Source organism: Amycolatopsis thailandensis (genome assembly GCF_002234405.1).
In the GTDB taxonomy this organism is placed as follows: domain Bacteria; phylum Actinomycetota; class Actinomycetes; order Mycobacteriales; family Pseudonocardiaceae; genus Amycolatopsis; species Amycolatopsis thailandensis.
In genome coordinates this window covers 1-14,831 of record NZ_NMQT01000112.1, presented here as the reverse complement: position 1 = coordinate 14,831, position 14,831 = coordinate 1, and the positions used below count along the sequence as shown (strand labels likewise).

The 14,831-nt window shown below is 69.3% G+C and carries 8 protein-coding genes; 7 read left to right on the top strand and 1 reads right to left on the bottom strand.

Annotation, left to right across the window (positions count from 1 at the left end; translation table 11 throughout):
* Nucleotides 1-13 precede the first annotated feature (13 nt).
* From CFP71_RS30090 to CFP71_RS30060, 7 genes are all read left to right on the top strand, one after another.
* A complete protein-coding gene (locus CFP71_RS30090) occupies nt 14-1,156 on the top strand; it encodes a Kelch repeat-containing protein (RefSeq protein WP_093937339.1) in 1,143 nt (380 codons plus the stop codon).
* Nucleotides 1,153-4,260, top strand: a complete 3,108-nt coding sequence (locus CFP71_RS30085) for a hypothetical protein (protein ID WP_093937338.1) — start codon at nt 1,153-1,155, stop codon at nt 4,258-4,260. Before CFP71_RS30090 ends, CFP71_RS30085 begins: the two co-directional genes overlap by 4 nt.
* Complete coding sequence (locus CFP71_RS30080; protein WP_093937337.1) at nt 4,241-9,418, top strand: hypothetical protein; 5,178 nt, start codon at nt 4,241-4,243, stop codon at nt 9,416-9,418. The genes CFP71_RS30085 and CFP71_RS30080 overlap by 20 nt, the downstream gene beginning before the upstream one ends.
* A complete protein-coding gene (locus tag CFP71_RS30075; RefSeq protein WP_093937336.1) occupies nt 9,415-11,220 on the top strand; it encodes a hypothetical protein in 1,806 nt (601 codons plus the stop codon). The genes CFP71_RS30080 and CFP71_RS30075 overlap by 4 nt, the downstream gene beginning before the upstream one ends.
* 63 nt (nt 11,221-11,283) lie before the next feature.
* On the top strand, nt 11,284-12,105 hold the full coding sequence (locus CFP71_RS30070) for a helix-turn-helix domain-containing protein (protein ID WP_208636072.1): 822 nt from the start codon (nt 11,284-11,286) through the stop codon (nt 12,103-12,105).
* A 64-nt stretch (nt 12,106-12,169) separates the two neighbouring features.
* Nucleotides 12,170-12,751 carry a dihydrofolate reductase family protein gene (locus CFP71_RS30065; protein WP_093937335.1) on the top strand — a complete coding sequence of 194 codons (582 nt, stop codon included), beginning with the start codon at nt 12,170-12,172 and terminating at the stop codon, nt 12,749-12,751.
* A gap of 125 nt (nt 12,752-12,876) precedes the next feature.
* Entirely contained in the window at nt 12,877-13,686 is an 810-nt protein-coding gene (locus CFP71_RS30060) for an ESX secretion-associated protein EspG (protein WP_093937417.1), read from the top strand.
* Here CFP71_RS30060 and CFP71_RS30055 read toward each other — a convergent pair whose 3' ends face one another.
* Nucleotides 13,687-14,469 (bottom strand): hypothetical protein, encoded by a 783-nt coding sequence (locus CFP71_RS30055; RefSeq protein ID WP_244199887.1) that lies wholly within the window; start codon nt 14,467-14,469, stop codon nt 13,687-13,689. It abuts the gene before it with no gap.
* Nucleotides 14,470-14,831 lie beyond the last annotated feature (362 nt).

The window sequence follows — 14,831 nt, the reverse complement described above, 5'->3', positions numbered from 1 at the left end:
GAGGAAAACCTCGATGACCACCGTCATTCTCGCGGCCGACGCGTGGTTGGCCGCTCCCCAGTACGCCGTGGCCGCGCGCTGGCACGGCCAGCACGACACCGCCGTCGTGCTGAAAGACGCCACGAAGGTCCTCGTCGCCGGCGGCGCGGACGCGGCGGGGGTGAGCGTGAGGCAGAGCGCCGTCTTCGATCTGACGGCCGGGACCTGGAAGGCGACCGCACTGCTGGGTGCCGCCCGGCAACTCCACACGCTCACGCCGCTGCCGAACGGGAAAGCGCTGATCACCGGCGGCCGGGTCGGACCTGCCGGGGCGCCGCTGAACACCGCCGAGGTGTTCGACCCGGAGGCGAACTCCTGGCAGAACGTCGCGCAGAACATGGCCGACGGCCGCTGGGGGCACAGCGCGGTGCCGCTCTCGAACGGGAAGGTGCTCGTCGCGGGCGGCATCGGTGCCCGGCCCGGCGGCGGGCTGATGGCCTTGCGGTCGGCCGAGGTGTTCGACCCGGTCGCCGGGACCTGGACCACCGTCGAGCACGGCATGACCGACGCCCGCGCCGGCCATACGGCGGTCGGTTTGCAGGGCGGCGCGAAGGTGCTCGTGTGTGGCGGAAGCGTGCCGATCGGTGCCGCCGACGACGCGGATCTGGCGTTCTGCGAGCTGTACGACACGGCGACCGCGAAGTGGCAGCCGACCGGCAGCCTGCGCCATCCACGCAGTGGGCACACCGCGACCGCGTTGTCGGCCACCACCGTCCTGATCGCCGGAGGCCGGGCGCCGGGAGCGACCGCCGAGGGGTTCGACCCGTTCGCCCGCGCCACCGCCGAGGTGTACGACCTCGCCGCCGGAGCGTGGCACGACGTCGCCGCCATGCCGGCGGGCCGGGCGGCGCACCGCGCGGTCGCGATCGCCGAAGGGAAAGTGCTGGTGGTGGGTGGCTCCGACCACCCCGCCAACGAGACCGGATATCGCGGCGCGCTCCAGTTCTCGGCCGGCGCCTGGACCCCGTATGCCGGGCTGCTCGAAGGCCGGTGGGCGTTCTCGACGGCGGCGTCGGGCACGAAGGTGCTCGTCGCGGGCGGCATCACCAGGACCGGGCTCGCGGCCGCGGAGAAACCGGTCGAGCTAACCACGTCGGCCGAACGGAGCGGCGCATGACCGAGGGCGCTTACTCGTTCCTGCCCTGGCTCCGCGCGGGGTTGTCCACGAGGATCGTGGAACCGCCGGGGATCGAGCGGGCGACGATCCCGGTGCGGCTCGAACTGAACGGCGAGGCGCTGACCACGGGTGGCAAGCCGCCGCACGCGCCGGTCACGCAACCGGTGCAGCTCTACGGCCCGGGGGACGTGATCGGGGTGGATCCGCGTGCGATCTCAAGGACCGAGCCACAGCCGTTCTCGACGAATTTCGAGCCGAACTACCTGGCGCACATCGAGTTCTATCAAGAGGAGTTCGCCTGGCGCTACAGCCCGGACCTGCCCGACGCGACGACCCGGCGACTCGCCCCATGGCTGGCACTGATCGTTCTCGCCGATGGCGGCGAGTCGGGTGTGGGCGAGTTCGAGGAGGGCGTGGCCTCCGGCGAGCCCCTGCCGTTCATCGCCGTGACCGCGCCGGAGGCATTGCAACCGCCGGGAGAACTGGGTGCCTGGGCGCACGTCCACGTCAACGGCGCACTCGACGAGCCGCTGGCCATCGACGACCCGCGCGCGATGGGCACGTCGCTGTCGAACCTCGGCAAGGTCCTGCGGGACGCCCCGGACAGCGCCTGCTGCCGGGTGGTCTGCCCTCGCCATCTGAAGGCCAACACGGCTTATCACGCGTTCCTGGTGCCCGCGTTCGAAACGGGACGGCAGGCGGGACTCGGCTTGATACCCGCGAACATTCGCGCGACGACAGCGAGCTGGGGGCCGGGGGAGAGGCCGCTGGCCGGTCGGCTCCCGTACTACCACCGCTGGTCGTTCGTCACGAGCACCAAGGGCGACTTCGAAGACCTGGTGCGGCTGCTGAAACCCGTCGAGGCCAAGGATCCCACCGGCCTGCGCGACATGGACGCCCATCGCGCCACCGACTTCGCCCTGCCGGAACTGACCACGCCCACCCGGCCGAGCGGGGTGCTGCGGCTCGGCGGGGCACTGCGACTCGTCGACTCCGACAAGATCCTCGACGGCCACGAGAACTGGGACAACTACTACGGTCCCCAGCCGCCGCCCGCGCCACCGCTGCCGCCCATGCCGCCTTACCCAAACGAGTGGCAGCGGGCCATGGCCGGGCTGATCAATCTCGCCGAGAGCTACCAGCACCAACCGGCCGCTGCCGCGAACACCGAGCTGGCGGCGCAGGTCACCGACCTCGCCGGGCAGGTCGACCCGGTGATCACCCCGCCGTTGTACGGGCGCTGGCACGCGCTCACGCCCACGTTGATCACCCGGCCGGACGGCACCGCGATGCCACCGGCCGAGCTGCACAACTGGGTGCACCGGCTCAACCTCGACCCCCGCTTCCGGGTCGCGGCGCATTTCGGCACCAAGGTCGTCCAGGACCGGCAGGAAGAACTGATGGCCTCCGCCTGGGAACAACTCGGCGAGGCACAACGGGCCAACACCCGTATCCGGGCCGCGCAGCTGGCACGGGAAATCGGCAACGTCCTGCATGCCAAGCACATCACCCCACAGGCCGGGGTCGTGCCGTCGGCAGCCGACGCGGAGCCGCTGCGCAACGGCCGGGCACTGACCCTCACCGCGCCCGCCCACCCGAAAGTCCTGGACGTGCCCGGCCGGGTCGCCGCCGCGGGCGAGACCCTCGCCGTCGGGTTCAAGGTCTCCCAGAGCCGCGTCGCGTCGGCGCCGGTTTCGCCGACGATGCGCCGCGTCACCCGCCCCGGCGCGAGGTTGATGAAGACGCTCCGCACGTCACTCGACACTCTGGTGACCCGTATCGACGAAGCACAGGTCCACGCCGCGCCACCGCTGCGGACTCCACCCGGTCTGGTCACGGCGGCGCAGCTTGCCGCGCGGCTGCCCGCGACGACCGCGGACGGTGTCCTCGCGCAGGCGTTGCGGGAGGCACGCGACGGGTTCCGGGCTGCCGCCGCGAACGCCGCCGACGAGCGGCCGAAGCTCCACGTCACCGACACGACCACCTCGGTGGTGACCGGTTTGAACGCCGACACGACCGTGATGAACAACATCGTCGCGGCCATGAACCTGCCCGGCCGCCTGGCCCCGGAGGACGGTGAGCTGGCCGAGATCATGGCGTACCCGGTGTTCGACATGCCGATGTACGCCGACCTCGTGCGGATGTCGACCGGCACGTTCGTGCCCAACCTCGGTCAGCTGCCGCCGAATTCCGTGACCCTGCTGGAGAACAACCGACGCTTCATCGAGTCCTACCTCGTCGGCCTCAACCACGAAATGGCCCGCGAGATGCTGTGGCGGGAGTTCCCGACCGACCTGCGCGGCACGCCGTTCCGTCAGTTCTGGGATCCACGCACGGCACCGGCGAAGGCCGGGGAGAAACCCGCCGCACGACTGGAACGGCTGTACGACATCCCACCGATCCACCGGTGGGGACCGACCGCCCGGCTCGGCGAAAACCCCAATCCCAAGCCGAAGCCCGGCGATCCGCCGCGTACCGAAGACCTGGTGCTGGTGATCCGTGGCGAGCTGCTGAAGAAGTACCCGAACACCGTCGTCTACGCGCACAAGGCGGCGTGGCCGGATCTGCCGGGCAAGCCCGGCCAACCCGACAAGAGCGGCGAGCGCGAGCTGGCGAAGCTACCGACCGGCGAGGACCCGCCGCACGACCTCGTACGCCTGCCGATCTACGAGGCCAAGGTCGAACCGGACATCTACCTTCTCGGCTTCGAACTGGATGCCAAGGAGGCCCGCGGCAAGGGCGCGAACCTCGGCTGGTTCTTCGTGCTGAAGGAATGCCCCGGCGAACCGAGGTTCGGGGTCGACGAGGATCGGCCGGGCGAGGAGCAGCGGGTCGAGGTGTGGAACGACCTGACCTGGGGCCGGGTCGATCCGGGCGCTAGTGGGTTCATCCGGTTCGACGCGGGTGCGCACGTCACGCTCGACAAGTTCAACGGCGACAAGGACGACCAGGAGAAGGGACTCCAGCGCCTCGACGACGAGCAGGTCAAGGTCTGGCAGTCCGACGTCAGCTCGGCCGACGTCGCCTACATCCTCTTCCAAGCACCGGTTCTGGTGGCCATGCACGCACAGGAGATGTTGCCGGATGACCCCGCTCAGCCTTGACTTCCCGGTGCTGCTCGGCCCGGTCCGGGTGGAAACCCGGTTCACGCCGACGCATTTGCTGATTCGCGTGTTCCCCGACGAGTGGTCGGTGAACAAGTTCGAGCCGCGGCCGACACAGGCCGAGGTCTCGGCGCTGGACGCTTACTGGACGGCCATGTGGGCGTCGGGTGGGCAGCCGGTGGGGGAGCAGGCGGCCTGGCACCAACTGGTCGCGCGGATCCCGGCGGGCCGGGCGGGCTGGCTCGTGCGGAGCCGTGAACCGGGCAACCCGACCGAACGCCCATTGGGGGTCCCGATCGGGACGACCGTGCTCGTGGTGGTGAGCCCGCAGCCGGTCCCCGCGGCCGACCGGACTCCCACCACCACGTACTGGACGGCCGTGTGGAAGGCGCACGGCGACCGCGGGAAACTGCGCGACGCCGAGATCGCGTTGCTGGCGGCCGTGGGAGCGAACCGGGCTGCCGCCATCCGAGGCCGCCGTCCGTCTGGTGTGGACAGTGCGCCGAACACGCCTGGGGACAACGTCGTCGTGGCGTTCCTCGTGCTGCCGACGCTGCCCGCCGACAAGATCGCGCCACAGTCGTGGACCGTGGCCGCGAAGGCGGCCTTGCTGCCCGACAAGTTCACTTTCTTCGGGTACGTCGGCGACAGACGGGTTTTCGCGGAACCCGGTCTGCCCGTCCGGCAGGACCTCGCGGTCAGCCCGGACCCGAAGGAACCACCGGCCACCCAGCTGCGCATCAACGAGCGGGACGGCACCCTCTTCGTGCCGCCGGCGCTGGAGTGGCTCACCGAATTCGACAAGGCCGTCGGGGTGGGCATGGGCATCCGGATCAAACGCACCGCGGACTTCCCCGGCGGGCTCGATCGCCTTGTCGTGCTCGGGCTGCGTGAGCAGGCGACGCCGGAGGACAGCGCGGCCGCGTTCGGCAAGCTGCTCGAAGACCAGCTGCACAGTCCCGCCGGATTCGCGTTCCTGCCGCAGGGCACGCCGACCAACAACTCCGAGGAACTCCCCGCCGGTCAGGACCGGAAGACCGAAGCCGAAGCCGGTCTCGCCACCATCGCCGGCTTCACGGCCGCCGCGCCGGACTGGCGTACCAAGACCGACGGCGAGTGGTTCGCCGAACTGCTCGGCCTCGACCCGGCGAAGCTGGCCGGTGTGCCGAACGCGAAAGGCACCGACCGGCGTGACGCGCGGGCCGCCCACACCGCACTGTGGCCCGCGACCTGGGGGAACTACCTGCCCGCGTTGCTGAACGGCGTCCTCACCGGCGAACAGATCGCGCAGACCCGGGAGTTCTTCCTCGCCAACGTGTCCGGCCGGGGGCCCTTGCCCACCGTGAAGATCGGCCGTCAGCCGTACGGGATCCTGCCGACGACAGCGTTCTCCAAGCTCGCCTGGCCGGCCACCACCCCGCATCGCACGGCTCTCAACGCCGTACTCGCGACCGCCACGGCCGACTGGCGAACCGCGCTGAAACACGTCTCAAGCCTGGACAAACCGGGCGCCGATCGGCACCAGACGCTCCTCGACATCCTCGCACTGCACCCGACCTCGGCCGAATTCCGCTTCCGGTACGCGGAAAGCGCGGAGGCCATCGCCGGGCAGGCCGAGATGGACGCGGAACTGGACCGGCTCACCTCGCCGTTGCGGGAGACGCTCACCAGGCTGGGCGTCTCGCAGGACACCGACCCGGACCTGCTGCGACGGCTGTTCGCCGACGACGCGCATCCACTGCTCGCGCCGGTGGTCGACGACCGGCCGCTGTCGGAGACGAAACCGATCCGGCCCTACACCCTCGACAAACGCGACTACCTGACCTGGCTGGCGACCAGCGACCTGAACACGATCCGCGAAGAACTGGGGTTCATCGACGACCTGCCGCCGGACGCGGTGCTGTACTCGCTCGCGCGGCACGCTGTCCTGCTGGGGTGGGCCGAAACCGCGCGCAGGCTCGCCCTGGCGACACCGGGCGCCGACGTACCGGACGTCCGCGACGCGCCGTTCGTGCACATCGGCCCCGCGGACCGGAGCGAGAGCCGCTACCGCACGCTGTATTCGACCGACCCGGCCATCGCCCCGGATCGTCCTGTGCACGAGCACATCCGGTCGATCATGGGCAGCCATCCCGCCACCGGGGAACAGACGGAACAGATCGAGGCGATCAAGATACTGGCCACACTGCCGACGGCGCGCCTCGAGCGGGTGTTCGCCGAGCACGTGGACTGCGCGACCTACCGGCTGGACGCGTGGCGACTCGGACTGGTCAACGAACGGCTGGCCGAACTGCGCTCCGGCCCCTCCGCGACGCGCGGCCTGCACCTCGGCGCCTACGGCTGGCTGGAGCACGTCCACCCGAATACGGAGCCGGTCAAGACCGTGAACGTCCCCGCCGACCTCACGGACGTGTTCGGCACCGACCCGATCCCACAGGACAGCCACAACGGCGGCTACATCCACGCCCCGTCACCCGCTCATGCCCGCACGGCGGCGGTACTGCGTGCCGGCTACGTCGCGAACGCGGACCGGGGCAAGGAAAACGTGTTCGCCGTGAACCTCAGCTCCGAACGGGTCCGGCTCGCGCTGACCATCGCCGACGGGATGCGGCAGGGCCAGTCCCTGTCCGCGTTGCTCGGCTACCGGTTCGAACGCGGCCTGCACGACCGCCGGGCGGGCCTCGACGCGCTCGTCTCCGGGATGCGGCTGAGATTCCCGTTACGTGCCAACAAGATCGAGGAGACCAAGCCTTCGCCGGACGATCCTGCCGTGCCGACGAGCATCGAACAGGTAGAGGCCCGCAACGTCATCGACGGGCTGAAGTTGCTACGGCGCGCGAACGAGCTGAGAGCAGCGCACCCGACGACCGAAAACGCCGACGACTATCCGTTCGGATACGACGACCTCAAGCCGGCCACCGGACAGCAGATCCTCGACATCCGCGCGGAGATCCGAGCGCTGCGAAACGTCCAGGACGCCGTGGCCGACCTGTCTGTCGCCGAGGGCACCCACCAGGCATTGCTGGGCAATACCGAACGCGCCTCCGCCGCGCTGGACGCCTACGCGAAGGAGGGATTGCCGCCCGCCCCGATGATCGTCGAGACACCTCGCAGCGGCACCACCCTGACTCATCGGCTGGCGGTGCAGTTCACCCCCGGTCTCGGCCCGGACCACAACGCGCCTTTGCTCGGCCACAACCCGCCGAGGGCGCAGGCGGAACCGGCCGTCGACGACTGGCTGCCCGCGGTCCTGCCGAAACCGGAGAACGTCGTCGCCCGGGTGAGCTGGACCGAACCGGACGGCTCGCCCGACCACCGGGACGTGACCCAGCAGGAGACCGGCCTGTCGTCGATCGACCTGTTGTTCGCGTTGCGCCCGGCCGACGCGGCGGCGATGACCGATCTGGACGACCGGATCATCGGCGTGGTCACGGAAAGGGCGAAACCGCGCCCGGACCGGGTGCTGAGCATCGACTACACCCAGCGGGTGCCGAACAAGGTCAGCTTCTTCGAGCTGTCCCCGCTGGTCGCGGCCGTGCGCACACTGATGACCACGTCCCGGCCGCTGCGGCAGAGCGACCTCACCCCGGCCGCGGGGAGCACAACCGTGAACCGCGCGGCCGACGACGACGTGACCTTGCCACGGGAACGGCCCGCGGCCGTGCTGGCGTCGCTGACCGTCCTCGTCGACGAAGACGTGGCCGACTTCGTCACCGACCTCGGCGCGCTTTACCCGAAAGGACAGCAACCGGCACGTGCGGCTGTGCTCGACGGCATCGACGGCTTCCTCACCCGGTACGCCAAGCTGGCCACGGCGTCGGCCGGGTTCGGGCTGCCACGCAGCGGATGGGGCGAGCTGACGGTGTGGCGGCGTGGTGTGTTCGCCGACCTGCTCGAAGCGGTCGCTGAACTGGCGGCGCGGATGACCACCGCGCTGACCGCCGCGAACCTGCTGCTGGCACAGTACGAAGACCTGCCCGGCTCGACCCCGGACGAGGACCGGTTCACGTTGCTGGAGAAGGCCGAGCGGCTGCTGACCACCAAGGCACAACCGCGGATGCCGACCCCGTTCCAGATGCGTTCCCGGGTCCGCGGCCTTCGCAACGACTTCGGGTTCAAGGTGAAGGCGCTGGAGCGACAGGCCAGCACCACGAGGACGACGTTGAGCGCACTGTTGACCGAAGTGGCGGGGAACCTTCCTCCCGCTGACTACGATCCGCTCGGCGTCGACCTGATCCCGTTCCAGGACCAGGTGGTCGCGTACGGGCAGGAACTCCTGAGCAGGGCACGGAAACTGTCCGACGAGCTCTCGGCTCGCCGCACGGTGGCGGCCGCCGCGCTCGTGCGTCACGACCAGGCCGCCACCGGTCCGGACCGGGTCCGCGCGGGCACCGACGCGTTGAAGGCGCTGCTCGGTGAGGACGTGCTGGTGGTGCCCGAGTTCACCCCACCGGCGCCGGTCATGCAGCAGTGGCGCAAGGCGCGCGCCGACAGCGACAAACTCATCGCCCACCTCAACGCGAAACGGGACTTCCCGGTCGACGACTGGCTGCACGGGATGGCGAGGGTACGGGACAAGCCGAGACTGTGGGAACAAACGGTGCTGCTCTCGGACGCGCTGCTCGGCCCGGGTGGCCTGCTCGGTACCGGCATCCTCGGCTGGGTGGAGCCCAAGCTGTCGCCGATCCAGTTGCCGTATGTCACCGGTGACCACTGGCTCGGCCTGGAGTTCGCGCCGGGCCCGAACCCGCTGAAGGAGGAAGACCGCCTGCTGTTCACCGCCCACTACGCGACCAGCCTGAACAACGACCGCCAGTGCGGGCTCGTCCTCGACGAGTGGACCGAGGTGATCCCCGCCGAACGCGAGACCACCGGGGTGGCCGTGCACTACGACGGCCCGGACGCGGAACCACCGCAGGCGATGCTGCTGGTCGCGCCGCCGGCGCGGGTCGTGAACGGGTCATGGTCGGCCACCGACCTGCTCGACGCGGTCGTGGAGACGTTCGACCTCGCGAAGATCCGGGCGGTCGAGCCGGCGCACCTCGGTGAGACGCCGCTGGCCCACCTGCTCCCGGCGACCATCATGTCGGCGACCCGGCAGATGACCGTCGGCACCGACCTGGCCCAAGCCAACGAGCGCTGGAGGGCCCGCCGATGACCTTCGCCGACGACCTGGCCGCCCGCCGCACCCCCGCCGTCGGAGTGTGGAACCGCTTGGAAGGCAGGCCACGAACCACCGACTTCACCCGCGCGTTGCGGGCGGAGATCCGGGATCCACTGTGGATGCTGACCAGGCAGTGGCAACTGGGCGAGTTCCAGGGCACCGACGGCGGTTCGCCGGTGACCGCGACCTATTCCGTGGCGCAGTCACGGCCGAGCCGGTTCCGCCCTCTCGACGGTCCGCCCGAGGACCTGCCGACCGACCGTCCACTGGAGACGATGGCGGAACGCCGCAAGGTGCCGTTCACCTACGGTCCGGAGAAGATCGGCTTCGACCTGCGGGTGGCGATCGGCCGTCGCTGGTTCAAACTGCTGGGCAAGGCCGGGCTGCTGGGCAACCTAGTGTTCAAATTCGAGGAGCAGTACGCGAACAAGTACCCGATCGCCCTGCCCGCCAAGGAAGCTGTCACCCAGCGGGCGAACCCGGGTGTGTGGGCCACCATGCAGGCGGTGGCAGGCCGCCGGATGGACGGCTATCTGCTGTACGTCTTCTTGAAGGGTGGGGGTGTGGCGGACGCGGGGATCACGACCATCCCGCTCCTGCACCACGCGGCGCTGGTGGACGCCGGCAAGCGGCTGGTGACCTGGTTCGACGGGCTGATCGACCAGCCTGCCGGTGACGGCACCTGGGATCCACGCAGGCTGGAGCATCGGTTCTCGATCTCGGCGGCGATGCCGGACGGGGCCGAGAAGGTGCTGACCGCCCGGGAATACCCAGGCGGGGAGCTGGATTGGCACGCGTTCTCGGTGAATCCGGGCCCGCCACTCGGCGGCGGCCGCCCACCGGAGCCGCGGCTGTCCAGAACGGTCTTCCCGGCACCGGTCCGCTATTCGGGAATGCCGCTACCACGATGGTGGGCGCTGGAGGACGGGAAAACGAACTTCGCCGCGGTGGGTCCGGACAGCACCGACCTGGCGAGGTTGATCTTCCTCGAGTTCGCGCTGGTGTTCAGCAACGACTGGTACCAGCTGCCTTGCGACCTGCCCGCGGGCACCGTGGCGCGAATCCGCGGCCTGACGGTGACGGACGTCTTCAATCACCGGGAATGGCTGACCCCGGCGGGCGCGGGCCCCGACGAGGACTGGCAGCGTTGGTCGATGTTCACCCTGGACACCATCGGTACCGACGACGTGCCCGCCGACACCGACCTGTTCCTGCCGCCGAGTGTGCCGAAGGTGGCCGTCGGCCCGGTACTGGAGGAAGTCCTGCTTGTCCGCGATGAAAACGCCAACCTGGTCTGGGGTATAGAACAAACCGTCCGCATGCCGACCGGCGAACCCCGCCGGGGCAGCGAAGCGGCCGCGGAAACGGTGGCGTACCGCAGGCGCCCACCCGCCACCACGCCGCCGACGGCGGACGACCCGCCCCGGGCAGCCCTGTCCTACCGGGCGATGAGCGGCATTCCCGAACACTGGATCCCCTTCATCCCGGTGCACGTCCCGAACGACAACCGCGAGATCCAGCTCCAACGCGCGGCGATGCCCAGCGTCGTCGACGGACAGCCGGTCCGCCCGAGAACCAGCTTGTTACGCGTGGGATTCGACGAGGGACAGCGGTACTTCGTCAACGAGGAGGAGGTCCCGCAGTCGGGTACCCGGGTGACGGTCGCCTACAACAGGACCCGGTGGCGAGACGGCCGCGTGTCCCTCTGGCTGTCCGCCCAGCGAGGCGAGGGCCGCGGCCAGGGTTCCAGCGGCCTCGGCTTCGACCTGCTCGTCAAAACCGATCTGCCGAAATGAGTCGTGCGGCGTCCCGATCACCGGTCCGTGCTGGATGCTGTGGGTGTGGAGTACGTGTCCAGAGTGCCGCGACCGCCGCTGGACGGTCTGATCGACGACCTCTACTACCTGGAGGGTGCGCCGCCGTACGCCAGGCTGACGCTGCCGCCGGCGCCGTCGGCGCTGCTCATCGTCAATCTCGGCGCACCCTTCCGCATCCGGGCCGGCACCGACCTCCAGACGGCCGAGTACGCCGACGGCTGTGTGGTCACCATGCGCACCCGAGCGTTGGAGTTCGGCTACCCACTCCGGACCCGGTCCGTCGGCGTGCACGTCAAGCCGTGGGGGCTGGCGCCGTTCCTGCCGATGCCCGCGGCCGAGCTGTGCGACCGGCCGGTGACGGTGGAGCAGGTTTGGGGCAGGCCCGCCATCGCCGAGCTGCGGGACCGGCTGGCCACCGCGCCCGGACCACACGAGATGCTCACGCTGCTCGAAGAGGAGCTGATGCGACGGCTGAGCGAGACCGCGGGCCTGGGGCTGATCCGACATACGAGCAGCGTCCTCGCGGCGACCAACGGGGCGGCGATGATCGGTGACCTGAGTGTGGCGGCCGGGGTCAGCAGCACTCATCTGGCGAAGCGGTTCAAAGAGCTCATCGGCGTCACGCCGAAGCGGCTGGCCCGCACCTACCGCCTCACCGCCGCCGTGTTCGCGATCGACCCCGCCGCCCCGATCGACTGGGGCGACCTCGCCAGTGGGGCCGGCTATTTCGATCAGGCCCACTTCGGCCACGAGTTCCGGGCGTTCACCGGGCTCACGCCGACCCGGTATCTCGAAGCCCGGCGGCGGTTCCTGCGCGAACATCCCGGCCACACGCTGGACGGCTGGCCGCTGCCCGCCGATTGATTTCTTACAAGAGCGACAGGGCACGACAAGCTAATTTGGGGCACCCCGAAGCAGAGGAGCGCCCGTGGGCAAGGTTGTCATGTACGGCTCGGTGTCGGTGGACGGTTTCGTCGCGGACGAAAACGACCAGCCCGGACCGCTGTTCGACTGGTTGTCCGGCGGCGACGTCCCGTTGGACGGGAGCGGCGCACTGAAGGTGTCGCAGAAGTCCTACGACTACGTCCGGCCGTACTGGGACCGGATCGGGGTCACGATCGCCGGTCGTCACGTTTTCGACCTGACGGACGGCTGGGACGGGAAGCCGCCGAGCGGGATCGACAACGTGGTCGTCGTAACGCACCGGCCAGCGCCCGTGGGCTGGGACCCCGCAGCGCCGTTTCACTTCGTCGACGGCGTCGAGGCGGCCGTGGTCAAGGCGCAGGAGCTCGCAGGTGACCGCCTTGTCGAGGTCGCGGCCGGCGACGTCGGTGGCCAGGTGCTCGCCGCGGGTCTGGTCGACGAGGTGCGCATGGACGTCGTACCGGTCGTGTTCGGGTCCGGCAAGCGCTACTTCGGGTCTGTCGACGCGCAGCACCTACTGGAGGATCCTGACGTGGTGATCCACGGAAACCGGGTACTTCACTTGCGTTATCGGGTACTTCGTTGACCGACTGCCGTACTTTTCCCGGGGGACCGGCAACGGCGGGGATATGATCGACGAGCCGGCTTCGTCATCGATTTCGGGAGGCTGAAATTCTGAGCGACACGAACCAGCGTCGAAGCGCGGTGACGATGACGCTCCCGGCCCTTCCCGCACTCGTCTACGAAGTGCTGTGGGAACGGCTCGGCCTCGGGCCCATGCCTTCCCCGCTGGTGGTGCGCCGCCACGGCGGCGATGACGCGGAGCGGCAAGAATTTCGTGCTCGCGCACACCGGTGGCTGACCTCCAACAGCCTCGGAGACGCGAACAACCTCGACGGCGATCTGGTGCAGGCCTTGCGGGCGATGGACGAGCGTGACCTGGCGCTGTCCTTGAGCTACCGCCACCCCGCCGGCCGGGTGGCGGTCGGCTGTTTTCCTCAGTCCACCGGCCGGGCGCTGCGCGTGATGATGCGCGACGAGACCGTGGAATTGGGCTGGATGAACGCGCAGCGGATGGCGGAAGGCATGCTGGAGGCCTTGCCCGACGCGGAGCCGGGCACCGGGCGTCCCCTCCGGGTGAACGAACTCGCCCTCATCCGGTCGGGCCGGACGTGGCGGCGGTCGGGGCTGCTCAGCGACGGGAAGCGATCTTTGATCGAGCACGGCGTGGCCCCTGAGGGTGCGGAATGGTTCCTGCGCGTGCTGTCGAGGGCGAGGGTGACCGGACAGGCGAGTGCGGAGCGATCGGGAGTCGCCGGGAAAACACTGACCGCCGTCCGCCCACTGTCCTTTGTGGACAGTGATGACGGCCGGTACGTCGTCGTGCGGAGCTATGGATCGGTCACGCTCATGCCTGCCGACAGTGCGACGTTGGCGGCCCGGATCAAGGGACTCGCACACGACGACTTCGTCGAGAGCCATCCTCCGCGCGGCAAAGGTGCGTTCAGCCACCTGTGGTGATCAGTTCTGATTGACCGGCCAGGCCGCGGCGGGGTGGCAGTGTGCCGGGCAAGCCAGCACGTAGGTCTCGTTGCCGAGGAAAAGGCCGTACTGACCGGAGCGGAACGTGTCGAGCTGTTCGGGTCGATCGTGCTGTTTGTCGAACCCGGTGTCCGTGGGGACCTGGCACACGTAGACGAGGTCGTTGCCACAGGGGCAGGTGTAGGACTCGCGATCCTGAGCCCAGCTCGGCACCCCGCCGATCTTGAAGCCGGGGAGACCGATGCCGTGGTCGGCGAACGCCGAGTCCAGATCCTCGCCGTCCGAAAGGACGTTGCCGGGCCACCAGATCGCGACCTGCTCGGTCGCGGGACGGAAGTCCAGCCGCTGTGGGCGCAGGTACTCGTCCGAGTCCGGGGCTGGGCTCGTGTCGTCGCGGTGGAGCATGATTCTCCAGAACGCGCCGGGTGCTGTGTAAAGCGGTGGTGGCGTGTCCCAGAACCTCGGCGGCAACTGTTCCGGTGCGCCTTGAGCGACGACCGCGTCGTTGTGTTCGGGACACTGGAAGATCAAGAGGTGATCTCCGCCGAACAAGGCGATGTCCGCGGGGATGTCGAACTGGAAGAACAGGATCATCTTCGAGCCGCAGAAACACAGCGGCCAAGGCTCCCCGGCGGGGAGAATCGGCCACCCGCCGACGGTGTCGCGTGCGCCCGGCGTCACCGGATCGTCGTACCTCTCGACCATGTGCATCGGGGCGTCGGAAGGGCGAGTCAGCGGAGGTTGTTCCTGAGATGTGCTCACTCTCGATACCTTAGGCCGCCGAACCGCCGCACCGCAGGAAGATCCTTCAAGAGTGGGTCGCGTAATTGGCCGGCTGGTCCAGGACCGAGGCGGGGGCCCGGCACGGTGCCCGATGCCGCGAAAGCCACTTTCGGGACGTCTGATGTCCCGAAGGAGGCCTTGTATTTTCTACCTACGCCTGACCTGCTCGGGAGGCGTCCGCGTGCGCTGGGTCGACGGTGAAGGAATCGGGACGTTGAATGTCCCAATTCCTTCATTGTCGCCAGGGCGTCCGGTCTCGGATCTTGATCAACGGAAGATCCGGGACACTCAACGTCCCCCATCCTCCGTTGATCAAGGTCGTACCGGTCGCGTCCGGTGAC